General features: G+C 60.5%; 18 protein-coding genes. 1 reads left to right on the forward strand and 17 read right to left on the reverse strand.

The genetic code is table 11. From position 1 onward, the window contains the following. Position 1: 1 nt before the first annotated feature. The 5 genes from AC06G8_RS14060 to AC06G8_RS14080 all read right to left on the reverse strand — a co-directional run bounded on the left by AC06G8_RS14060 (position 2) and on the right by AC06G8_RS14080 (position 8,522). The gene (locus AC06G8_RS14060; protein ID WP_480285443.1) at positions 2–2,929 is read right to left on the reverse strand and encodes an ABC transporter permease; all 2,928 of its coding nucleotides are present in this window, start codon (positions 2,927–2,929) and stop codon (positions 2–4) included. A 4-nt stretch (positions 2,930–2,933) separates the two neighbouring features. Next, positions 2,934–4,016 (reverse strand): efflux RND transporter periplasmic adaptor subunit, encoded by a 1,083-nt coding sequence (locus tag AC06G8_RS14065; RefSeq protein WP_447661383.1) that lies wholly within the window; start codon positions 4,014–4,016, stop codon positions 2,934–2,936. Continuing rightward, positions 3,982–4,758, reverse strand: a complete 777-nt coding sequence (locus AC06G8_RS14070; RefSeq protein WP_480283114.1) for an ABC transporter ATP-binding protein — start codon at positions 4,756–4,758, stop codon at positions 3,982–3,984. The genes AC06G8_RS14065 and AC06G8_RS14070 overlap by 35 nt, the downstream gene beginning before the upstream one ends. Before the next feature lie 326 nt (positions 4,759–5,084). Further along, a complete protein-coding gene (locus tag AC06G8_RS14075; protein ID WP_480283115.1) occupies positions 5,085–6,077 on the reverse strand; it encodes a Gfo/Idh/MocA family protein in 993 nt (330 codons plus the stop codon). Positions 6,078–6,230: 153 nt separating this feature from the next. Continuing rightward, on the reverse strand, positions 6,231–8,522 hold the full coding sequence (locus tag AC06G8_RS14080; protein WP_480283116.1) for a preprotein translocase subunit SecA: 2,292 nt from the start codon (positions 8,520–8,522) through the stop codon (positions 6,231–6,233). Positions 8,523–8,679: 157 nt separating this feature from the next. On the opposite strand from AC06G8_RS14080, the gene AC06G8_RS14085 reads away from it, so the two are divergent. Continuing rightward, positions 8,680–9,675: a glycosyltransferase gene (locus AC06G8_RS14085; RefSeq protein WP_480283117.1), complete on the forward strand. Its 996-nt coding sequence runs from the start codon at positions 8,680–8,682 to the stop codon at positions 9,673–9,675. Positions 9,676–9,879: 204 nt separating this feature from the next. On the opposite strand, the gene AC06G8_RS14090 is transcribed toward AC06G8_RS14085, so the two are convergent. From AC06G8_RS14090 to AC06G8_RS14145, 12 genes are all read right to left on the reverse strand, one after another. Further along, a complete protein-coding gene (locus AC06G8_RS14090; RefSeq protein WP_480283118.1) occupies positions 9,880–10,668 on the reverse strand; it encodes an ABC transporter permease in 789 nt (262 codons plus the stop codon). Between the two features lie 25 nt (positions 10,669–10,693). Beyond that, positions 10,694–11,593, reverse strand: coding sequence for an ABC transporter permease (locus AC06G8_RS14095; RefSeq protein WP_480283119.1), 900 nt, complete (start codon positions 11,591–11,593; stop codon positions 10,694–10,696). Beyond that, the gene (locus tag AC06G8_RS14100; protein WP_480283120.1) at positions 11,590–12,639 is read right to left on the reverse strand and encodes an ABC transporter ATP-binding protein; all 1,050 of its coding nucleotides are present in this window, start codon (positions 12,637–12,639) and stop codon (positions 11,590–11,592) included. The genes AC06G8_RS14095 and AC06G8_RS14100 overlap by 4 nt, the downstream gene beginning before the upstream one ends. Before the next feature lie 283 nt (positions 12,640–12,922). Then, positions 12,923–13,420 (reverse strand): tetratricopeptide repeat protein, encoded by a 498-nt coding sequence (locus AC06G8_RS14105; RefSeq protein ID WP_447661391.1) that lies wholly within the window; start codon positions 13,418–13,420, stop codon positions 12,923–12,925. 74 nt (positions 13,421–13,494) lie between these two features. Further along, positions 13,495–14,838: a stalk domain-containing protein gene (locus AC06G8_RS14110; protein WP_447661392.1), complete on the reverse strand. Its 1,344-nt coding sequence runs from the start codon at positions 14,836–14,838 to the stop codon at positions 13,495–13,497. 121 nt (positions 14,839–14,959) lie between these two features. Next, positions 14,960–15,400, reverse strand: coding sequence for a GNAT family N-acetyltransferase (locus AC06G8_RS14115; RefSeq protein WP_447661676.1), 441 nt, complete (start codon positions 15,398–15,400; stop codon positions 14,960–14,962). Between the two features lie 108 nt (positions 15,401–15,508). Continuing rightward, the gene (locus tag AC06G8_RS14120; protein WP_447661393.1) at positions 15,509–15,652 is read right to left on the reverse strand and encodes a hypothetical protein; all 144 of its coding nucleotides are present in this window, start codon (positions 15,650–15,652) and stop codon (positions 15,509–15,511) included. Between the two features lie 177 nt (positions 15,653–15,829). Then, entirely contained in the window at positions 15,830–16,477 is a 648-nt protein-coding gene (pyrE, locus tag AC06G8_RS14125; RefSeq protein WP_447661394.1) for an orotate phosphoribosyltransferase, read from the reverse strand. Continuing rightward, positions 16,474–17,220 carry an orotidine-5'-phosphate decarboxylase gene (pyrF, locus tag AC06G8_RS14130; RefSeq protein ID WP_447661395.1) on the reverse strand — a complete coding sequence of 249 codons (747 nt, stop codon included), beginning with the start codon at positions 17,218–17,220 and terminating at the stop codon, positions 16,474–16,476. Before pyrF ends, pyrE begins: the two co-directional genes overlap by 4 nt. Before the next feature lie 122 nt (positions 17,221–17,342). Continuing rightward, positions 17,343–20,555, reverse strand: coding sequence for a carbamoyl-phosphate synthase large subunit (carB, locus tag AC06G8_RS14135; RefSeq protein WP_480283121.1), 3,213 nt, complete (start codon positions 20,553–20,555; stop codon positions 17,343–17,345). After that, a complete protein-coding gene (locus tag AC06G8_RS14140; protein ID WP_447661397.1) occupies positions 20,542–21,687 on the reverse strand; it encodes a carbamoyl phosphate synthase small subunit in 1,146 nt (381 codons plus the stop codon). Before AC06G8_RS14140 ends, carB begins: the two co-directional genes overlap by 14 nt. A 12-nt stretch (positions 21,688–21,699) precedes the next feature. Next, positions 21,700–22,998: a dihydroorotase gene (locus AC06G8_RS14145; protein ID WP_447661398.1), complete on the reverse strand. Its 1,299-nt coding sequence runs from the start codon at positions 22,996–22,998 to the stop codon at positions 21,700–21,702. Positions 22,999–23,023: the final 25 nt, after the last annotated feature.

The following is a 23,023-nucleotide window of genomic DNA, read 5'->3' on the forward strand; positions in this document are numbered from 1 at the left end:
ATCACCGCTCCTCTCCCATCTTGACCGCCTGATGGACGCGCAGCCTGCGGATATGAAGCAGCAGCAGCAGAGCTCCCGTCAGCATCATGAAGCCGACGACTCCGTACAGCTGCGCCGTATCCTGGCTGTTGAACACGACTCGGAACGGCGGCACGTTGCCGCTGGAGCCGTCTGTCGTCTCCAGGAAGGGCAGGAACAGGATGCTCGCGATCTTGCCGATGAGGACGCCCAGGCCGATGCTGAGGCCGGCCGTGAACAGCTGCTCCAGAAGCAGCATGCCCGTCAGCTGTCCTCGCGAGAGTCCCATCGCCCTCAGCACGCCGAACTGGACGACGCGTCCCGACAGGTTGAAGAACCAGTACAGAATATAGCCGGTCAGCGTCACGATGACGGAGACGAGGAACCCGAGGCTGAGGATGCCGAACACCCCGCCGCGCGTCGGCAGCTTGCTCTGCGTCACGAGCTCGGTGCGCACGTCCTTCACGGAAGCGAGCTCGACGCCTTGCTCCGCCAGCTTGCTCATGAGCGGGCCGACCTTCGCTCCTGGTTTCATCTTGAGCCAGACATCGTAAGGAATGATCGGCACCTGGTCGTAGATGTAATCCAGGTTGGCGATGATGAACGGCGACTGGTCCGGATACTGGGACGGCCAGTAAGGAAGAATGCCGACGACGGAGAAATCGATCATGCCGTCCGACAGTCCGACCGAGACGGTGTCTCCCAGCTTCAGCTGGTACTTCTCCGCCATCGAGGTCGGAATGATCGCTCCCATGCCTTCCGCGTACACTCCCAGATTGTTGAGGTAGTTGAACGGATGGACCGGATACAGGTCGTTGCGGAACCAGCCTACTTTGGCAAAGTCGACATTGTCGATCCCCATCAGCGTCCCTTGGCCGATGGAACGTCCCGATACAACGATGCTCCCTTTCGTCTGGAGCACCCGCGCCGCAGCCTCGACTCCGTCCAAAGTGCGGAACAGCTCGAACGGCGGCTCGCTGTAACGGATCGTGGCCGGCACCGGGTTGCCGCCGCCTTGGCCGCCGCCTTGGCCGCCGCCCGCTCCTCCGCCGCCTCCGCCTGCTCCGCCCCCGGAACCGCTGCCTCCGGAGCCGTTGCCTCCAGAGCCATTGCCGCCAGAACCGTTGCCGCCTCCTTGCGTCGGAGGAAGCTCGGGCGATCCCGGCCATACCGTCTGCATGACCACGTCGGTGCCGTATTGGTACAGCGTCCGTTCCGTGGAATTGAGATCGATCGTCCGGGCCGCGGAGGCGTTGTACACGCCTAGCCCCAAGGTAAGGATAAGCAGGATCATAAGCGGGTAATAACCTTTGGACGAACGCGACAGCTGCGTCAGCGTCAAGTACAGCGGAACCGGAAGCAGCTTGCGTCCGAGCCAGTTGAACAGGCGCAGCAGCCACGGGAACAGCCGCAGGAAGAACAGTCCGAGCGAAAAGATCGCCAGCGCCGGCACGAAGAACAGGAACGGCTGCACGTTGAGCTGATCCGTCGTCATGCCGGTCTGGAACGTCAGCATCTGCCGCTGGTTGAACAGATACCAGCCGTAGCCGGTCGCTCCGAGCAGCAGGATGTCGAGAAACCACCGCTGCCATACGGGAGCCCGGTCCGAGCGGGCCAGCTGCTGCTTGTAGCCGACGATCGAAGCGCGGGCGTACATGACCGCCGGGATGACCGTCGCCATCATGGCCAGCAGCACGGCGGCGCATCCGGCGATGATCGCGTCGGTGGTGAAGCCGACCGGAATCGACTTGCGGTCGACGAACTGCAGGAACCCGTTCGCCGAGCCGATGCTCTTGGCCATGAACCAGCCGAGCATCGGTCCAAGCACGAGCGCCGCGCCTCCGAGCAGCACACTCTCCAGCAAGTACAGCCAGACGATCTGCCTCGTTCCGGCTCCGCGGCTGCGGAGAACCGCGATGTCGCTGCGCTGCTTGTCGAGCGCCTGGCGGGCGTTCATGGCGATGAAGTAGAACACCATCGCGATCATCGGTGCCGCCAGGGTGAACAGCAGCGTCTGCAGCTGCACGCTCATCTTGCGGAATTCCTGCAACGTCGCAGCGAAGCTGATCTCGACTTTCGTGTCGGTGAGCTTCTGGTACAGGTCGATGTTCAGCCTCTCGAGCGTCTGGCTGAGCGGAGAAAGCTCGCTCGTGCGGATGTTGCGGAGATCGAACGAGTAGTACCAGCTGCTGCTGTGCACCGGAATCTTGTTCCCCGTAAGGAGGGAATCCTCCATGGCGGAATCGCTGGTCAGGAAGGTGCTCATCAGCCCTTCCAGCCCTTGATACCAGTACGGATCCGTGCTTTTCTTCGGCTTGAAGGTGCCGACGACGACGACGCGGATCGATTGATTGGAACCGTTCGCGTAGACGGGATAATCGAACGCATCTCCCACATGCATATCCGCCCGGTACAAGGCATCGTCGAGAACGACGGCCTCCACCGTCCTGCCGTCTCCTTTGCCTCCCGCGAACCAGCGGCCCTGCGCAAGGTCGGCTTGGGCTTCGAGTCCGGACAGCGATTGCAGGGAGAACTGCCTCATGATGCTGGCGTCGACCTTGGTAGGATCCTCGGGCGTGATCGCGGCGCTGCGGATCGCGATGTTCTTCACCGCGGTCTCGACCGGGAAGCCGATCATGTCCGGCACTTCCTCGCGGATATAGGCATCCACGTTCTTCAGCGAGGCGAGATCCGTAGGACCGCCCGAGGCGGAATAGCGCATCAGCAGGGAACCGGCCGGAAGGCCTTCGCTCTTCTCCTGAAGCGATTGGGTGACGACGCGCTTCAGCGCGCCGTCCGCATACATGGGTATGCTGACCGCGAACGCGACGGCAAGCACGAGGCCCGCCAGGGAACTGAGCGTCAGCCAGCGCGTGTTCCACATTTTGCGGAACAGGAATCGAATGAGCATCACCTTACTTGCCCACCACTTTCATCCCGGGCTCGAGGCCCTTGAGGATTTCAATCGCCGTTGCGGTGCGCTCGCCTACCTCGACATCCACCTCCCGCTTCGTCTCGCCCTCGGCAACCTGCACATAGGTCCGCGAGCCGATGCTCCGGAGCGCGGAAGGCGGAATGACGACGGCGTTCGGCTTGCTTTTGACGATGATGCTGACCGAAAGCCTCGTGCCCCGGGTAACTCCGGCAGGCATTTTGTCCAGCTGGACCGTCAGGAAATCCTCGGGGCGCTCCGGCTTCGTTCCGGTGCCGCCGCCGTTGCCGCTGCCGTTGCTTCCGCCCGATTCGTCATCGGTGGATTTGACGGGCAGCGTCTTGACCTTGCCGTTGATCGTGCCGGCGTTGTTGATATCCACGACGGCCTTCATGCCGACCGACACCTTCTCGAGGTCGCTGGAATCGAGCTGAATGCCGGGAACCAGCTGCGAGGTGTCCGCTATGACGCAGACGGGATCGTAGGCTTTGACGGCATCGCCCTTCTGCAGCGTCAGCTGCACGATCGTGCCGGAGAACGGCGCGGTCAGCGTCGCCTTGGCGATCTGCTGCTCCAGATCGGCTATGGCCTGCTTCTTCTCCTCGAAGGCGATGACGGCCGCTTCGAAATCGACGGGAGGCATCTCATCCTTCTTGCGGAGCGTCTCCTTCATGCCCACCTCGTCCTTGCGGAACTGAAGCTTCTGGTCGCGGACCTGCTTCTGCAGGTCCTCGACGTCCAGCGATGCGATGGGATCGCCGGCTTTGACTTTCTGGCCTGCCTTTATGTATAAGTCCTTCAACCGCTTGCCGTCCAACGTGTAATAGAGCGTTTCCTCCCGCAATGAAATCAGTTTCCCCGTCGTATCCACCGTCGTCGTCAGCGTTTCGGTCGTCACCTCGTACTCGGGCTTCTTGGAAATTTGCGGCGGAGCGATGGACGGGAGCACCTCCTCCGACTGCTCGGCAGGCAGCAGCGCGCAGCCCCCGGACATAATCAGCGAACAGCCCAGCAGCACGGCCGCGGCGCTTTTAGATGAACGTACCGTCCACCATTTCGTAAACATGATCGGCAACCTCCAGAATCGTAGGATCGTGAGTGGTCATGCATATCGTGACCTGCTCGGATTTGATGATCGTGCGGAATACATTCATGATCTGAGCGGACATCTGGGAATCCAGCTCCGCCGTCGGCTCGTCGGCCAGCAGCAGCCTCGGCCGATGTGCGATCGCCTTGGCGATGGCGACCCGCTGCTGCTCGCCTCCGGACATCTCGAAGGGACGATGCTTCATCCGCTTCTCGAGCCCGACCAGCTCCAGGCAGTGCGCGACCCGCTCTTTCCACTCGCCGCGCGGGGTTCCCGCCATCCGGAGCGACAGCTCCACATTTTCCCAGGCCGACAGCAGCGGCATGAGGGCGAACGCCTGGAAGATGAATCCCATCCGCTCCCTGCGCGCCACGGTCCGCCGATCGTCTCCCAGCTCATGGAAAGGCAGTCCGTCGAACCATATCTTCCCTTGGGAAGGAGTGTCCAGACCTCCGATCAGATTGAGCAGCGTCGTCTTGCCGGAGCCGGACCGGCCTTTGAGCATGACAAGCTGCAGCGGATCGACCTTCATGTCGATCCCCTTCAGCACATGCACGTCGGCGCCCGAGGAATGGAACATGCGATGCACGCCGATGACCTGCAGGATCGGCTCTGCCTGGCCTTGCGGCTGGCGAAGCTCCTCGCCCGCAGCTTCGGCGGCGGCGTCTTGGCCCGTCTCTGCCGGCAGCTGTTCCCCCGGGCGTTTCCATTTCCAAACCATAGACCCTCTCCCTTTTCTCATCTTTCTCATTTTCGTTCTGACGATTGGAAATGCTTAAAGGTTACACCTTAATTTGGTTTTCATCGTTTTTTTTGCAAAAGAGTTCCACGGTATCGGGGTCAAGAGATACCGCTTGCTGCTGCCGACCTGTTTTTCGGTCAAATTTCGACATTCAAGCTTGTGGTCGAAGCCATCCAGCCTCATTGCGAAAACACGGAAAAAGAGGCTGTCCCAAGCCATGGACATGACTCGGGACAGCCCCTGCATTTTTTTAGCGCATTCGGTTCCAATGAATGATTCCATGCCTCCATTGGTCAAGCGATGCTTCAGTTCCGCCTGTCGGCAGGAAACTCCAGGCCGATCTGCCGCCTGGCCTCATCCATGATCTCCAGCACCGCGAGCGAGTTGTCGAACGTGTTGATTCCCGATTCCAGCCTGCCTTCGATGATCAGGTGAATGAATTCCTCGATCTCGTACTGCATCGTGTTGTCGGATTGAGGCCGGGTCAGATCCTCTTCGGGACGGCCGTCGCGATAGCGGATGACGACGCTGTCCGGCTGGCTGATGCGGGTGACGAGCATGACGCCGTCTTCGCCCTGGATTTCCGCCGGCAGCGAGGAATCCGATATTTTCGAATGGACGAGCACGGCATCCATCCCGTCATAGGATAGCGTCAGAGTGCCTTTGCCGTCTACCCCGGAATCCAGCATGACGGCGCTGGCCTGCACCGACAATGGCTTGCCGAACAGAGCGACGAGAGGATAGATGCAGTAGGTGCCGATATCCATGAGCGAGCCGTTCGACAGCTCCGGCTTGAAGGCGTTCAGCACCTCGCCTGCCTTGTAGCGGTCGTACCGGGACGAGTACTGGCAGAAGGAGGCGAAGTAATTCCGGATTTTGCCGAGCTTCGGGAGGTTGTCCCGGATCGCGGCGAAGTTCGGCACGAAGGTCGACTTCATCGCTTCCATCAGGAGCACGCCGTTCTCTTTGGCCGCGGCGATCATCTCCCGCAGCTCCCGCGCGTTGGACGCGATCGGCTTCTCGCAGAGGACATGCTTGCCCCGCTGCATGAAGGAGATCGCCTGCGGCGCATGCAGGGAGTTCGGGCTTGCGATGTAGACCGCGTCTACGGCGTCGCTGTCCGCCATTTGTTGCAGATCGGTGAAGCGCAGCGCGATATCATGCTTGTCGGCGAATTCCTTGCCCCGCTCCGCGGAGCGGGAATAATGGGCCGCCACGACCGCCTCCGGCACCCGCCTCGCCGCGTCGATGAATCTCTCTGTAATGAAATTGGATCCGATGATTCCGATTCTGACCATAATTAGCTCCTCCTGACATCGCTGTGGTTCTCTGATCCTCTTATTCTAGCACAGCGCATCCAATCGGAAAAAACAACGGAATTTCAAGTCCGTAGCTTTCGGCTGCATCTCTATCATCTTCATCCGTTGAAGCCGATTGCAACTGCAACGCGATCAGCCTTTGTTCAGCGCAGCGAATGCCCGGTCCAATACCGGCTTCATTAGCTTGCGAATATAAAAAGCGATTATTGTTTCCGCTCCCCATGAGCTGCGCTTGTTGTCCATGTATTGATCGTTGATGATATAAGTCCGCGTGGAAGCAGGACTCTTCAGCCCCAGCTCTTCCCACTTCGCCGGATCGTTCGCTCCGCCCAGCCTTGCGAGCATAGCAGCCGACTCTCTCTCTATTTCAGCCGGAATCCGCTCGTAGGCTCGGATGATTTGCGCATGAAATTCGACGATTGGATTGCGGTCGGCAAGGCTCTCCAAATGGATGCCTTCGCGAAGGTAAGAAACGTAAGCCAGATGGTCAGCCCAGAACTTGTCGATATAAAAAAGCCGTACCCGCCGCTCCAAAGGGCTCATCGGCGTCTCGCCTTTCAAAATGCCGAGCCGCTCCTCGTATAGAATAAGCCTCTGCTCCTCCACCATATCCGAATAACAGTTCAGTTCCTGGCGGATATGGAAGTTCTGGCCCATAGCTACGCGCTGAATATGCGCGATTTTGCTGCGGAGCACCGGCTTGTCGATAGCCTCATCCTGCCTATGATTGCGAAACGCTTTATCGATGCCGAACCGAAGCAGCAGCTCTTCCTCCAAGCTTACGAAAAATACGGAAGCTCCAGGGTCGCCTTGGCGGCCAGAGCGCCCGCGCAGCTGGTCGTCGATCCGCACGCTTTCGTTCACATGCGTGCCGATCACGTACAATCCGCCCAGTTCGGCGACAACCTCTGCTTGCGCGGAATTGCCGCCGCCGAGCCGAATGTCGACGCCGCGTCCCGCCATATTCGTCGATACCGTCACGGCGCCGATTTCTCCCGCTTTGGCGATGATCTCGGCTTCCTTCGCATCGTTTTTCGCGTTCAGAACATGGCAGGTCACGCCGGCAGCCGCCAGAGCCTCCGCCAGCATGTCAGACTCCTCGACGCTCGACGTACCGATGAGAATGGGACGACCCGTCGCATGGACGGACGAGATTTCGTGTACAAGCGCCTTGAATTTGGCTTCTTTATGGGTATAGATCCGGAGCGGATGGTCGATCCGTATGTTTGGCCGATGCGGCGGTATCTGCACGACCTGCAGCGCATAAATGTCTTCGAATTCCATTGCGGAAGCGTGCGCGGTAGCCGTCATTCCGCTGATTTTCGGATATAGGCTGAGGAAGTGTTGAAGGGTAATCGTCCCCAGAATGTCCCCGCCGGCTTTCGTCTGCAGCCCTTCTTTGACCGCAAGCGCGGTTTGCAGCCCATCCGGCAAATGCCTGTTCTCCGCCACGCGGCCGGTATATTCGTCGATCAGCTCGATTTCCCCGTCCCGGACGATGTAATCGACGTCCTTCTTCAATAACAATTCCACATGCAGCGCGCAGTTTAAGGACGTCAACAAATGACTGTTGTCGCTTGCATACAAATTGCCGCAGCCCAGCAGCGACTCCGCTTTCGCAGAGCCTGCTTCATTCAAATAAACGTTCCGCTTGAACTCGTCGAAGTCGTAATGCTCGGCTTGCTGCAGCTGTCGGGCCGCTTCTGCGAAACGAATGCCGTCATTGCTGGAAGAGCCGGCCTCGCCGGCGATGACCAGCGGCACCCGCGCCTCGTCGAGCAGCAGCGAATCCGCTTCGTCGACGATGACGTAGTGGAAAGGACGATGCACGATATCGGCTTCGTTCCATGCGATCGTGTCGCGCAAATAATCGAATCCCGCCTCTTTGGCCGTCACATAGGTTATATCCGCGGAATACGCTTCCCGTTTCTCGGACAGGCTCATGCCCGCTTGAACCGAGCTTGCCGTCAGCCCGAGGAAACGATAGATCGGGCCCATCCACTCCGCATCTCGATTGGCCAAATAATCGTTGAATGTCAGCACATGGACGCCTCCGCCTGCCAGCGCATTCAGATAAGCAGGCATGACAGCAGATAGCGTTTTTCCTTCGCCGGTATGCTGCTCGATCAAAAACCTCTCGTGCAGGGCGATGGCAGCCGTGATCTGGACATCGTAAGGCTCCAATCCCAGCTTTCTCTTCGCCGCCTCGCAGACCAGCGCATAAGCATCGACAAGCTGCCCATCCAAAGGCGTGCCCGATTTGGCCTCATTTTGCAGCCGGAGGGATTCCGCTTGAAGCTGTCGATCGTCCCATGCTTCCAAATTCCGTTTCCTGATGAGCTCCGCTTTGTCCTGATAGCTTTTCAGTCTGTTCCGGTTATCGCGGCCATTGATCCTTTGCATCCATTTGACGGCTATATTCATAACAATTCGATCTCCCCTCGGTAAAAATGCGCCTGGTCTTGAACAATTTGCGCTGATCTGCCGCCCATCAGGATCAAGTCCGCTTCAACCGCTTAACCTGTCTCCCGAAGTGCTCTATAATGACAGCAGGATCGCACACACTCAGGAGGGTTTCCATTTGACCAAAGTAGGGCTAGTCATGAGAAAAATCCAGTTCGCCGAAGCGCAAGGCCCCCGCATCTATGCCGAAAGGCTGAAGGAGCTTAGCCGCGAGCTCGGCGTGGAAGTCGTCTTTGTCATGCCGGAGCGCCATGTCAGCGATTACGATCAGGCTCCCGGCTACGAATACGAGAAGGGAGATCTCGTCAATTACGATCTCGTGCTGGAGCAGCTGGAACGGCAGAAGATCGACCGGGTCATCTATACCGTATCGGGCTTCACATACCTCAAGATGTTCATAGACAAATGCGTTCTCTTCCCGCACTCCTACCCGCATTCGGACTTGACCGGCTACGAGATGATGAAGCCGTTCTACTCGATCGTCGACAAGGCCGTCGTCCATACGGATTATCTCAAGGGACTGTTCAAGACCGACTACGGCGTCACCGACGTGGACGTCATTCCGATCGGCTTCGAGGGAGATCTCGCCCGCAAGCATTATGATCCGAATGCCGTCATCGGCAACCGCATCCTCTGGATCGGCCGGGATGAGCCCAACCGCAGGCCGGAGCTGCCGATCGAATACGCCCGGCGCAACCCGGACAAGGATGTCGTCATGGTCATGGGCGGCCAGCGCTACAGGGAGAGCATGAAGCGCTACGACATTCCTTCCAATGTCACGCTGCATTTCGCGCTGTCGCGCGAAGACATCTTCGGGCTGATGAACTCGTCCAAAGTGTATTGGAGCTCCAGCGTCTTCGATACGTTCTCCATGCCGCTGGCGGAAGCGATGGCGATGGGCAAGCTGGTCGTGAAGCCGGATCATCCTTGCTACGGCCATATTTCCTCCACGCACACGTTCGCAGGCAACGAGCGCAACTGGTTCGAGCTGCTGAACATGGCTGCCGCTTCCCCGCTCAAGGTTTCCGCCGACAACCGCGGTTATGCCTTCGAGCATTTCTCGGACCGGATCATGAGAGAAGGCTACGAGCGGTTTTATGCCGGCTGGCTGTAGCCAGCCGCGAGCAGAGGCCGTTCGGATGAACGGCCATCGCATCGATACGGCTTCAGGCGAGACATGCGCAGTCTGCTAAACCATTAAATCCTTTCAGCCTGGCTCTCCTGCCGTCATTTGGTTTTCGATGAAGCCGAGCCGCGGCTGAAGGCTTTTTTGCCGCGGATTGAACGCTTCCTGCGGCTCGTCGGCGCCACCAGTCCTTCAGCTTCTCATCGTCATCATGTTGCCCGAGCTGTACCTCCTCAGTCCCCAGTAGAAGAAGCCGATGGCCCCGGCGGCGATCAAAGCGGCGGCGCCTGTCGCAAGCAGCAGATAATCTCCCTGCCAGCCCCGCAGCAGCCCGATCGGCATGTAGCTGATGAACCCTGCAGGAATGACCGTGAACAGGATGAGCCGCACCGCTCCTTTGAATATATCCGTCGGATAGGTCGTAAAGGCCAGATGGCCGTTGAACAGCTGGAACGCGATGCCTTCCGCATTGCCGATGAAGAACGCGAGAGAGCCGGCGGCGACGTTGAAGAACAGGAAGATCAGCCCCGCCAGCAGCAGGCCCAGCAGAAATCTCAGAACCCCGCCGGGCGACAGATCGCCCGCATAGACGAAGATCGCCAGGCCGAACAGAAAGTCTCCGATCGCCGTCAGCGACATCCGGCTTGCAAGCACGTTGAGCAGCACCGGCTTGGGCTGGGTCAAATATACATCCAGCTCGCCTCGCGCCGTGATGGAGGCGATCCGGGTAAAGTTGCCGAACAGCGTGCTTGCCCAGCCGAAACCTCCCGTTCCAACCGCCCACATGAGCATCACATCGTTGATTCCCCAGCCGTTGACCGAAGGAAAGCGGGTAAAGAAGATGCCCCAGAACACGATCCAGATGACGTTGTTCAGGAACATCATGCCGGCCGTCATGAAAAAGCTGAGCCGGAACTCCATCGCTCCCGCCAGATTGAGCTTCCAGCAGGCGAGCAGGAACGGCAGCGTTCCTTTTCTCAAGCTTCCTTTCCTCAATCTTCCTTTCCTAACCTCCGTTGACATTCAGCCTTCTCACTCCCCTCGAGTAGATCCAGGCGACCAGCGCGCCGAGCAGCACGATCCAGATCATCTGGATGCCGAGAAATGCTCCCAGGACATCCGTTCCGCCCACCGCCGTCTTCGCCGGGAAGTACAGCACCGCCTGGAACGGCAGCCAGGCGCATATCTGCTGCAGCCAGTGAGGCATGAGATCCAGAGGAATGAGCATGCCTCCGACCGTGAACTGCAGCTTCTGCAGGACGAACTCCAGGCCGCGGGTCTCCTCGACCCAGAACGCGCACAGCGCGATGGACATGTTGAGCAGGTAAGCGATCGTGAAGGAGCCGAGGCCGAGCGCCGCCATGCCCGCCCAGCCGAAGCCGAAGTCCGGCGGCCCGACCATCAGCCAGCCGATCAGCGTACCTGCGGCGAGATTGACGGCGAAGCGGAGCAGCGCCTCGCCCATATAGGAGAAATACTGATAGCCGACATAGGAGATCGGCGTCAGCAGCCGGACGGCGACGCCTCCGCTTTTGACCTCCTCCTCGATTCTCGTGCACTGCTGGGGGCAGGCCATCGTGAACGCCTCCGTCAGGACGAGATACCAGATGATGTCCCTCAGGACGAAGCCCCCGATGCTCGCCTCCGCTCCCCCTTGCCCGGTGTAGGCGGCGCTCCACAGCTGCATGAAGATGAACAGGATCAGCAGGAGAAAGACGGAGCGGATGAGAAAGTCCGCCATGTAGGCCGTCTGCTGCTTGAAGGTGATGGAGCCTACGGCGGCGTATTTGCGCCCTTTCAGCACCATCGCTTCCTTGCGCGAGGAATAGGGCCTCCGCTCCCATCCGCGACCGCCGCCCGAATCATATGCTTGGCCGGCAGCGGGCTTCCGGACTTCAATCTTCATGGCAGCCCCCGTCCTTCCCCGGCAATCGGCGTCCCGTCAGCGAGATCATGATCGCGGCTCCGGGCAAAGAGCGTCTTGATGACCTCTTCCATCGGCGGGTCCTCGATCGTCACATCCGCGATGCGGATGCTGCCCATGAGCCGGGACAGCACCGTTTCGATGTCGGTCCTCGTCAGATCGACGGAAAGCTTCAGGACGCCTTCCTCCGCCTCCAGCAGCTCCGTTCCGGCCAAGCCTTGGATCGCCGCTCCGGAGCCTCTACCCTCTCCTGCCAGCCTGACCGTCACGGTCTTGTACCTCAGAATGTCACGCTTCAGCCTCTCCACCGGCCCGTCGACCATGATTCCCCCGTGATGGATGACGACGGCTCTGCGGCACAGCTTCTCGATGTCCCCCGCATCATGCGAGGTCAGAAAGACCGTCGTCCCTTCCTCCCGGTTCAGCTCCGCGATGAGGTCGCGGATCCGCTCCTTGATCATGACGTCGAGCCCGATCGTCGGCTCGTCGAGGAACAGCAGCCGCGGTCCGTGCAGGAAGGAAGCGGCGATCTCGCAGCGCATCCTCTCTCCGAGCGACAGCTTCCGAACCGGCACGTTCAGGTACGGACCGAGATCGAAGCGTTCGATGAGCGAAGCTTTCCGTTTCCGGTAGACGTCCCGGTCCAGCTCGTAGATGCGGCTCATCAGCTCGAACGTATCGCTCGGCGGCAAGTGGTACCACAGCTGCGATTTCTGCCCGAATACGGTGCCGATGAGATAAGCCAGGCGTCCGCGCTCCTGCCAGGGCGTATAGCCAAGCACCTTCGCCTCCCCGGAGGTCGGATGCAGGATGCCGGTGAGCATCTTGATCGTCGTGGATTTGCCTGCGCCGTTCGGACCGAGGAACGCGATCGTTTCCCCTTCCTCCACCGCCAGATCGATTCCTTTCACCGCTTCCTTCTCTCCCCACTCCGGCTTCCACAGCGAGCGGAAGCTTCCCCCGAGGCCAGGCTGCTTGCGCTTGACCATGAACGTTTTCTTCAGCCCTTTTGTCTCAAGCACCTTCATGTCCGACGCCCCTATCTGTCTATGATTTCTGCTGGAATCAGGCCTTCAGTCCGGGTATCGATATAGCAAAAAAAGACCTCCGAAAAGCCGGCCTGACCAGCAGGCGGAACTTTCCGAAGGTCTTTTATCCCTACGGTGTACACGGCCTATCGCGCCGCGGCGGTTTCGCTCGGTTCGGACGAAGAAAGGGCGCCGCATGACAGCCCGCTTCCCGGATCCCTAGAAACCCTTCCGTTTGATGTAACATATTACATGGCAAAAAACGGAACGTAAAGAGTTTTTTTCAATTCCAAACCTGATCCAATTTGTCGGAATAGAAGCTCAATGCCCGCCCGTACGAAGAGATTCCATCGTCAGAGCTGGTCTCGGCCAGCTGCACGAGCAGCAGCTCCATCGCCTCCGCATGAAGGCCGAGATTATGCAGGGTCATCGCTAAAAACACGTTGAATTCCCGCCGCTGCGGGTACTTCGCCGCAGCCTCCCGGAGCAGCTTCTCCGATTCCTCGTACCGGCCAAGCGTCCTCAACGTGCTGCCGAGGCCGAGTCTCGCGCCTGCGTCATCCTCTGCGGGCAGGCCGAGCGACAGCGCCTTCTCGTAGAGCGGCACCGCCTCCGACTCCAGCCCGAGCGAATCATGGGTCCAGGCGAGCTGATACCATACCTGCGCGTCCTCGGGATGCGCTGCCGCCAGCTTCGCGAGCAGGAGGCGCGCCTTCTCGGCGTCGCCTCCTGCTCGCAGGGATACGGCTTCCTGCAGTCTATCCGCAAGGTTGAGCTCCATGCCCGCCGCCTCCTGACTATCCATGGATGAGTCCATTTTCATTTTCATCAGAGCTAATTCTATAAACTGCCGCCTTACGCTTGCTTGGCGGCTCCCTCGAGCAGAGCGATCATGTCCGCATCCTCGATGGCCTTGGCATATTCGAGCGGGGTTTCCTCCGCGCTTGGATAGACTTTGTTCGGATCGGCGCCGGCTGCAAGCAGCAGCTTGGCGATCTCCAGGCTGCCCGCGCCGACAGCCTCATAGAGGGAATTGTCGCGCTTCGGATCCGCTCCGTACTGCAGCAGCAGCTTCACGACGGCCGGATCGGGGTCATAGGCTACGGACTCTCCGTACTCATCCTCGTCGTACATCGTACGGCTGGCATTTTCAAGCGGCGTGTAGTCCTGGGAAGCATCGCAGTTGCAATCGTTGGCATCCGCGCCGCTCTTGAGAAGCAGCTCCACCATGGAAGGCATGCGCTTGCCGTCCTTGTCCACCGCCGTCGTCGCCGCGATGAGCGGCGGGAAATAATCGCCCGCATCGTTTGCCTTGACACTGGCGCCTGCCTTCAGCAGCTCCGTCACGATAGAGGCTCTGCCGGACAGGATGGCATGCCACAGAACGGAGCCGTAAGCCTTTTCCATGGCCGGAATATCCGGCTTATAGCTGAGCAGAAGCTTCACGGTCGCCAGATCCGCCTCTTCCGTCGTCTCCGCATAACCCGTCGCGGTGAATTTGTACGGATAGGAAACGACATCGAACACCGTCACCGTCTGGCCGTTCTCGTCCAGATCGGCGGTCTGGACGGATGCTCCCTGATCGAGGAAAAAGCGGATCATCTCCTCGTTGCGGAATCCGACGCTGTTCAGTACCGGCGCCTTGCTCTGCGCGATCTTCCAGCCCTCCGCCATCAGTCCCTTGAGACCGGCGATATCCTGCTTGAAGACGTAGCCGTTGGCGTATCCGTCCAGCTCAAGCTGAAGCTCTGCCGGCGTCTGGCTCGTGATCGTCACGAGGGACTTGGAGGCGTTCCAGCTGACATGCGCTCCAAGCGCTTCGCCGACGAAGCGCAGAGGAACGAGCGTCCGCCCCTTCAGCACGACGGAGCGCTGGGCCAGCGTTACTTTTTGGCCGTTGATAGCCGCCGTCTTCTCGCCGATCGTCAGAACGACGGTTTTGCGCCCTTTGACCGCCGTGATTTTTTTGCCCGACACGGTCAGCTTCGCTCCGAGCCCTTCGAAAATGCCTCGCAGCGGCACCATCGTGGAGCCTTCCAGCAGGATCGGAGACTGATCGTATTTTTGCAGCTTTCCGTCCAAGGTTACGCTGATCGGAGCTTTCGCTGCCGATGCTGCCGGCGCCAAGCCTGCTGCTCCGGTGGCCAATACCGCGGAAGCCAGCATTATCCCAGCCGTGCGGATGAATTTGTTTGCCATGTCCATATCCCCCAACTTATGTCGATTGTACCTCTATCTCTAGAAACTCCCAATCTATTATCGGCGCTGGCAGGGGAAAAGTCTATTGAAATAAAGTGTTATTATTTGACATGAATAACATCTACAAATCCATCGCGAACCGGATCATATCGCGCAGAACCATCCCGTTCTCGATGATCTCCTCTTCATAATGCCGGATGAAGAAATCGCGGTCCACGCCGGTTATCCGGAATCCGCATTTCTGGTACAGCGCGATCTGGCCGATGCCCGTGCTGCCCGTGCCCACCTCGATCGTCGCCATGCCGGTTTCCCGAGCGCGTTCGACGGCATGAAGCACGAGCTTCTTGCCGATGCCGCGTCCCTGATAGGCCTCGGAGACGGCCACGTTCACGAGCTCCGCCGTCGCCGGACGGGTACGGATCAGAACGTATACCCCGATGGCTGCATTGACCTCTTCATCTTCCAGCACCCAGCACTCCCCGCGCGGGACATAGTCCTCGATCAGATCCCTGTCGGGATCGGCAAGCAGCAGCAGCTCCAGAGGGAGCGGCTCTCCCGGCATCAAACGTCTGATAGATTTCAAACTTTCCAATCGATGGTCCTCCCTTTCTCTCCATCCTCCGCGGGCGGCAGCTTGGCCAGCCGGAACGGAATCCGCAGCAGCAGAAATTCATCCACCCTTGCTGTCCGTCACGATTTCATGATTCATGAACAGCGGCTCCTGCAGCTGGCCGCTCCGATCGTACAGGATATTGCCGACCCAGCTGCCGGCGATCAGGAGCGCGATGATTCCGGCAAGTATTTTGGCTTTCACTTCGCTTTGCCACCCCTTTCAGCAGTTTAGCAGAGAGGATTGGGAATGTCTTCCTTATTGTATGTTCTCATGCCGTTCCAGTAGTTCTGCTGCAGCCTTCTTAAGCCCTGCTCGACAAAAAAGCCGGCGCCGCTTGTTCGCGGAGCCGGCCAGATTGCTTAGTCTCAAGCTTTGCCCTTACTTCCCGTATCCTTGCGGATCCTCGCGCCAAGCCTTCAGCGAGTCGATCTGCCCGCTCTGGACGACGCCGCGTTCGGCGGCAACGTCGATGAGCGCCGAATAGCTGCTCAGCGTCTCCAGCGGCACGGAAGCCTCGGCGAAGGCATCGGATGCCTGTTTGAACTGGTACGTGAAGATGGCCAGGACGGCCAGCACTTCGGCTCCGGCTTCGCGGACCGCTTGCGCGGCCTTGAGCGAGCTGCCGCCGGTCGAGATCAGGTCCTCGATGACGACGACCTTCTGTCCTTCGGCGATCCGGCCTTCGATCAGGTTCTGCTTGCCATGCCCCTTGGCCTTGTCGCGGATGTAGGACATCGGCAGGTTCAGCTTCTGCGCTACCCAGGCCGCATGCGGGATCCCGGCCGTCGCGGTGCCCGCGATCGCGTCAGCATCGGGGTAGTTCTGACGGATGACAGCGGCGAAGCCCTCGGCGATCAGCTCGCGGATTTCCGGATAGGACATCGTCAGCCGGTTGTCGCAGTAGATCGGCGATTTCAGCCCGGAGGTCCAGGTGAACGGCTCCTCGGGACGAAGCGCTACCGCTCCGATCTCCAGCAGCTTGGCGGCGATTTCGCGCGGAAGGCTTTCCAGTTGGATCGTGCTCATGGCTTGATCAGCTCCTCGATAATGGATTCAATGGCGGCGCGCGGATCTGCGGCTTTCGTGATGGGACGGCCGACGACCATATAATCGGTTCCCGCCCGAAGCGCTTCGGACGGCGTCATGACGCGGCTCTGGTCGCCGATGTCGGCGCCGGCCGGACGGATTCCCGGCGTCACCGTCTGGAATGTCGGCCCGCAGAAGTCCTTGACCAGCGTCACCTCATGCGGCGAGGCGACGACTCCGTCGAGGCCCGAAGCGATGGCCAGCAGCGCATAGCGCTTGACCGCCTCCTCCATCGTGCCGAGGATGCCGATCTCGTCGCTCAGCATCTCCTGGCTCGTGCTGGTCAGCTGCGTCACGGCGATGACCGTCGGACGCGCCAGCGCGGAGTCGGCATCCAGCGCCTCGTCGACTCCGTCCATCGCCGCCTCCATCATGTCGCGGCCGCCGGCCGCATGGACGTTGAACATATCGACGCCGAGGCGGGTGACGCTGTTCGCTCCGCCTTTGACCGTGTTCGGAATATCATGCATCTTCACGTCCAGGAACACTTTGTAGCCGCGCTGCTTCAGGCTGCGGACGAAATCCGGCCCCGCAGCATAGAACAGCTGCATGCCTACTTTCATATAACAAGGAATGCCTTCAAGCGCGGCCAGCAGCTTCTCTGCCGAAGCCGCGTCCGGGAAATCCAGCGCGACCATTATCTTGCCCGCCGCCTGCTCGCGGCTCAACGTTTGTACGCTCACGGGTGCTCCTCCTCAACGTATAGTATGGACATAGAGAACGGCCATCCGCCGCAGGCCTGCGCCGGACCCGCCATGGGAGGCGTTCCGGCGCAGGGCCGAGGAGCTGGCCGTACCTGATGGAATTATTGCAGCACCGGCATCGGATTGGAGCTGAAGTTGATCGTCTCCAGCATCCTCAGCAGCGCGCGGACCGTATCGAGCGACGTCATGCAGACGACGCCGTTCTCGACCGCCTCGCGGCGGATGCGGAAGCCGTCGCGCTCAGGCGTCTTGCCTTTGGTGAGCGTATTGAAGACGAACTGCGCCTGTCCGCTGCGGATCAGGTCGAGGATGTTCGGAGAGCCCTCGCTCAGCTTGTTCACATGTTGGACGATGATGCCCGCTTTCTCCAGAGCCTCGGCCGTGCCGCCGGTCGCGATGATCTTGTAGCCGATGGAGTAGAAGCCTTTCAGCAGCTCGATCGCTTCTTCCTTGTCCTTGTCGGCGACAGTGGCGATGATCGATCCTTGCAGCGGAATCTTCATGCCGGCTCCGATAAGGCCTTTGTACAGAGCCTTCGCATACTGCTCGTCGCGGCCCATGACCTCGCCGGTCGACTTCATCTCCGGCGTCAGCGTCGGGTCGACGCGGCGCAGCTTGGCGAAGCTGAATACCGGCACCTTGACAGAGACGAAGCTGTCTTCCGGCCAGAGGCCGTCGACATGGCCGAGCTCGGCCAGCTTCGTGCCGAGAATGGCGCGTGTCGCGAGGTTCGCCATCGGCAGGTTGGTCACCTTGCTGAGGAACGGAACCGTGCGGGAGGAACGCGGGTTGACTTCGATGACATAGGCCTTGTCGTTATGGATGACGAACTGGATGTTGACCAGGCCGACGACCTTGAGCGCCTTGGCGATCGAGATCGTGATGTCGATGATCTGCTGCTTGATCTCGGCGGAGAGCGACTGCGGCGGATAGACCGCGATGGAGTCTCCGGAGTGGACCCCTGCGCGCTCGACATGCTCCATGATGCCCGGGATGACAACCGTCTCGCCGTCGCAGATCGCGTCGACCTCGGCTTCCTTGCCAAGCATGTAGCGGTCGATCAGCACCGGATGCTCCGGATTGATCTTCACCGCTTCAGCCATGTAGCCGACCAGCTCCTCGTCGGAGTAGACGATTTCCATCGCGCGGCCGCCGAGCACGTAGGAAGGACGGACCAGCACCGGATAGCCGAGGCGTCCTGCCGTAACGACCGCTTCCTCGAGGTTGGTCACCGTGCTGCCTTCCGGCTGGGCGATGTCCAGGCTGCGGAGAAGAGCTTCGAATTTCTTGCGGTCTTCCGCCGTATCGATGCTCTCCAGGCTGGAGCCGAGAATGCGCACGCCGGCGGCAGACAGCGGAGCCGCCAGGTTGATCGCCGTCTGGCCGCCGAATTGCACGATGACGCCGATCGGCTTCTCCTGCTCGATGACGTTCATCACGTCCTCGAAGAAGAGCGGCTCGAAGTACAGGCGGTCCGACGTGCTGAAGTCGGTCGATACCGTCTCCGGGTTGTTGTTGATGATGACGGCTTCATAGCCGGCGTTCTGGATCGCCCACACCGCATGCACGGTGGAGTAGTCGAACTCGATGCCCTGGCCGATGCGGATCGGGCCGGAACCGAGCACGAGCACCTTCTCCTTGTCCGACTCCAGCACTTCGTTCTCGACCTCGTACGTGGAATAGTAGTACGGAGTCGTCGCCTCGAACTCGGCGGCGCAGGTGTCGACCATCTTGTACACCGGGCGCAGCTCCTGCTCGTGGCGGAAAGTGCGGATTTCCGCTTCCGTCGTCATCGTCGACTGGCTGCCCTCGCGGCGGATCTCGGCGATCGAGCGGTCCGAGAATCCCTTGCGCTTCGCCTGGTACAGCAGCTCCTTGGTCAGGCCGGGCGCGCGGCGAAGCTCGTCCTCGAAGGCGACGATGCCTTCGATCTTGTCGAGGAACCACCAGTCGACCTTCGTGATGTCCTGGATGTCGGAGAGCGTCCAGCCGCGGCGGAACGCTTCGGCGATGAGGAACATGCGCTCGTCGTCGGGCTTGGCCAGGCGGGAATGAAGCACTTCGTCGGACAAGCCGGACGCGTCCTTCAAGTGGAAGCGATGGGCGCCGATCTCAAGCGAGCGGATCGCCTTGTGCATCGACTCCTCGAAGGTGCGGCCGATCGCCATCACTTCGCCGGTCGCCTTCATCTGCGTGCCGAGCTTCCGGTTGGCGCCCGTGAACTTGTCGAACGGCCAGCGCGGAATTTTGGACACGATGTAGTCGAGCGTCGGCTCGAAGCAGGCATAGGTCTGTCCCGTTACCGGGTTGACGATCTCGTCGAGCGTATAACCGACGGCGATCTTCGCCGCCATCTTGGCGATCGGATAGCCGGTCGCCTTGGAGGCGAGCGCCGAGGAGCGGCTGACGCGCGGGTTGACCTCGATGACGTAGTATTGGAAGCTGAACGGATCCAGCGCGAACTGCACGTTGCAGCCGCCCTCGATGTTCAGGGCGCGGATGATCTTCAGCGAGGCGGAGCGCAGCATCTGGTACTCGCGGTCCGACAGCGTCTGGCTCGGCGCTACGACGATGGAATCGCCCGTATGCACGCCGACCGGATCGAAGTTCTCCATGTTGCAGACGACGATGCAGTTGTCATTGGCGTCGCGCATGACCTCGTACTCGACTTCCTTCATGCCGGCGATCGATTTCTCGATCAGGCACTGGCCGATCGGGCTGTAGCGGATGCCGGACGATACCGTCTCGAGCAGCTCTTCCTCGGTCGCGCAGATGCCGCCGCCCGTGCCGCCGAGCGTGTAGGCCGGACGCACGATGATGGGATAGCCGATCGAGTTCGCGAAGCCGACCGCTTCCTCGACCGTCGTGACGATGACGCTCTCCGGCACCGGCTGCTCCAGCTCGCGCATCAGGTCGCGGAACAAGTCGCGGTCCTCGGCCTTCTCGATGGCGGACAGCTGCGTGCCGAGCAGCTTGACGTTCTCGCGCTCCAGCACGCCGGCGCGGGCGAGCTCGACCGCCATGTTGAGGCCGGTCTGGCCGCCGAGCGTCGGCAGCAGTCCGTCGGGACGCTCCTGGCGGATGATCTGGGAGACGAAGTCCAGCGTGATCGGCTCGATGTAGACCTTGTCGGCCATGTTCGTGTCGGTCATGATCGTCGCCGGGTTGCTGTTGATCAGCACGACCTCGTAGCCTTCTTCCTTCAGCGCCTGGCAGGCCTGGGTTCCGGCGTAGTCGAACTCGGCGGCCTGGCCGATGACGATCGGACCGGAGCCGATGACGAGGATTTTCTTGAGCAGGTTATTTCTGGGCATACAGCAGCTCTCCTTTGGACGCATCCGACAGCTGGGCTTGGCGCGGTCTGGACGGGTTGTTGCGGCGGTGGGTGCGGATCATCTCCAGGAACTCGTCGAACAGGTAGCTGGAATCGAACGGCCCGGGAGCCGCCTCCGGATGGTATTGGACCGAGAAAGCCGGATATTCGTTATGCTTGAGGCCTTCAATCGTTTTGTCGTTGTTGTTGATATGGGTCACGGTCAGCTGCGTGCCGGCGATCGACGCCTCGGGCACGGTATATCCGTGGTTCTGGCTCGTGATGTAGCAGCGGCCGGAAGCAAGCTCCTTGACGGGATGGTTGCCGCCGCGATGGCCGAACTTCAGCTTCTCGGTATCCGCGCCGCAGGCGAGGGCGAACAGCTGATGGCCCAGGCAGATGCCGAAGATCGGGAATTCGCCGAGCAGCTGCTTCACGGTCTCCACCGCGTAAGGAACGTCCTGCGGATCCCCGGGGCCGTTGGACAGCTGGATGCCGTCCGGGTTCAGGCGGCGGATCGTCTCCGCGGACGTGTCATGCGGCACGACGACGACGTCGCAGCCGCGCTTGGTCAGCTCGCGCAGAATGCCGCTCTTGGCGCCGAAGTCGATGAGCACGATGCGCTCGCCGAAGCCGGGGCTTGTGAACACCTGCTTCGTCGACGTGCGGGCGACCTGGTCGGTCATCAGGGATGCGCCGGCCAGCTGCTCGACGATCGCCTCGACGCGCTCGTTGCCCGTCGTGATCATGCCCTTCATCGTGCCGAAGTGGCGCAGCTTGCGGGTGAGCATCCGGGTGTCGATCTCGCTGATCGCCGGGATGCCATGCTCCTTGAGCAGCCAGTCCAGGGATACCTGGGCGCGCCAGTTGCTCGGCACCGGCTCGTGGCGCCGCACCGCGAAGCCGTGGATGAACGGAGCGACCGTCTCGAAGTCGTCGCGGGTGATGCCGTAGTTGCCGATGAGCGGGTACGTCATCGTGACGATCTGGCCGCAGTAGGAAGGATCGGACAGAACCTCCTGGTAGCCTGTGATGCCTGTATTGAAAACAACCTCGCCGGGTTTGGATGTATCGGCGCCGAACGACTGGCCCGCAAATACGGTTCCGTCCTCAAGTATCAGTCTAGCTTGCATCCGTATCACTCCTTAAGCTGTATGGTTGGACCAGACGACGCTGCCGCCCACGACGGTGGCGACAGGCCAACCGTGAAGCTTCCAGCCGCCGAACGGCGTATTATGGGATTTGGAAAGGAATTTCTCGGGCTCGACTGGAAGCTCGCTCTCCAGATCGAGAACGGCGAGGTCGGCCGGCGCTCCGGCTTCCAGGCGGCCGCTGTCGAGGCCGAACACGGAAGCAGGAATCTCGGTCATGCGGCGGAGCAGGAAGCCGAGCGACCATTTGCCGGTGCGGACGAAGGTCGTGTACAGCAGCGGGAAGGCCGTCTCGAAGCCGACGATGCCGAACGGCGCGAGCTGCATGCCGCGGGCTTTCTCCTCCTCGGCATGAGGGGCGTGATCGGTTACGATCATGTCGATCGTGCCGTCCTCGAGCCCTTGCAGCACCGCTTCCACGTCGCGCGGCGTGCGCAGCGGAGGGTTCATTTTCCAGTTGGAATCCATGCCCGGAATGTCCTCGTCGCTCAGCACCAGGTGATGCGGACATACTTCCGCCGTCACCTTGACTCCGATCGACTTGGCCAGGCGGATCAGCCGAACCGACTGCTCCGTGCTGACATGGCACACATGGTAGTGGACGCCGGTCGCTTCGGCGAGCAGCACGTCGCGTCCGACATGGATCGCTTCCGATTCGTTCGGAATGCCCTTGATCCCGTTGTCGCGGGCGAACTTGCCCTCGGATATGTACAGCCCTTCAACGAGGCTGTCATCCTCGCAGTGCGCGATGATCGGCATGCCGATCGACTCCGCCAGCGCCATCGCGTCCTTCATCATTTGGGCCCGCTGCACGCCGACGCCGTCGTCGGTGAAGCCGATCGCGCCGGCTTCCTTGAGCGCCGCGAAGTCGGTCAGCTCCCGTCCCAGCTGGTTTTTGGAGATCGCCGCGTAAGGCAGCACCTTGACGCCGTTGCCTTCCGTACGCGCCTTGTCCAGCACGTAGCGGACCGTCTCCGGCGTATCGATGGCAGGCCGCGTGTTCGGCATGCAGGCGATCGTCGTGAAGCCGCCCGCCGCTGCGGAGCGGGTGCCCGTAGCGATGTCTTCCTTATGCGTGAACCCCGGATCGCGCAGATGGACGTGCATGTCGATGAAGCCGGCCGACACCAGCTTGCCCGAGGCGTCGAGCACCTCGTCCGAGGCGGCTGCAGGAGCTTCTCCTCCGAGAATCTCCGCGATCACGCCGTTCTCGATGCGGATATGCTTCTTCTCCAGCTCACCGGCCGCGTCGTTCCAGACCAGGCCGTTCACTACCCATTTGATGTATGCCATGTATGTGTTCAATCCCCTTTCGAAA

Source organism: Paenibacillus sp. SJS-P3 (assembly GCF_056711585.1).

Coding starts and splice junctions, on each gene's coding strand:
- AC06G8_RS14065 (WP_447661383.1), bottom strand. CDS start 4,016: ATGTTTACGAAATGGTGGACGGTACGTTCATCTAAAAGCGCCGCGGCC.
- AC06G8_RS14140 (WP_447661397.1), bottom strand. CDS start 21,687: ATGCAAGCTAGACTGATACTTGAGGACGGAACCGTATTTGCGGGCCAG.
- AC06G8_RS14060 (WP_480285443.1), bottom strand. CDS start 2,929: ATGCTCATTCGATTCCTGTTCCGCAAAATGTGGAACACGCGCTGGCTG.
- AC06G8_RS14105 (WP_447661391.1), bottom strand. CDS start 13,420: ATGGAGCTCAACCTTGCGGATAGACTGCAGGAAGCCGTATCCCTGCGA.
- AC06G8_RS14095 (WP_480283119.1), bottom strand. CDS start 11,593: ATGAAGATTGAAGTCCGGAAGCCCGCTGCCGGCCAAGCATATGATTCG.
- AC06G8_RS14115 (WP_447661676.1), bottom strand. CDS start 15,400: ATGCCGGGAGAGCCGCTCCCTCTGGAGCTGCTGCTGCTTGCCGATCCC.
- AC06G8_RS14070 (WP_480283114.1), bottom strand. CDS start 4,758: ATGGTTTGGAAATGGAAACGCCCGGGGGAACAGCTGCCGGCAGAGACG.
- AC06G8_RS14110 (WP_447661392.1), bottom strand. CDS start 14,838: ATGGCAAACAAATTCATCCGCACGGCTGGGATAATGCTGGCTTCCGCG.
- AC06G8_RS14100 (WP_480283120.1), bottom strand. CDS start 12,639: ATGAAGGTGCTTGAGACAAAAGGGCTGAAGAAAACGTTCATGGTCAAG.
- AC06G8_RS14075 (WP_480283115.1), bottom strand. CDS start 6,077: ATGGTCAGAATCGGAATCATCGGATCCAATTTCATTACAGAGAGATTC.
- carB (WP_480283121.1), bottom strand. CDS start 20,555: ATGCCCAGAAATAACCTGCTCAAGAAAATCCTCGTCATCGGCTCCGGT.
- AC06G8_RS14145 (WP_447661398.1), bottom strand. CDS start 22,998: ATGGCATACATCAAATGGGTAGTGAACGGCCTGGTCTGGAACGACGCG.
- pyrE (WP_447661394.1), bottom strand. CDS start 16,477: ATGAGCACGATCCAACTGGAAAGCCTTCCGCGCGAAATCGCCGCCAAG.
- AC06G8_RS14080 (WP_480283116.1), bottom strand. CDS start 8,522: ATGAATATAGCCGTCAAATGGATGCAAAGGATCAATGGCCGCGATAAC.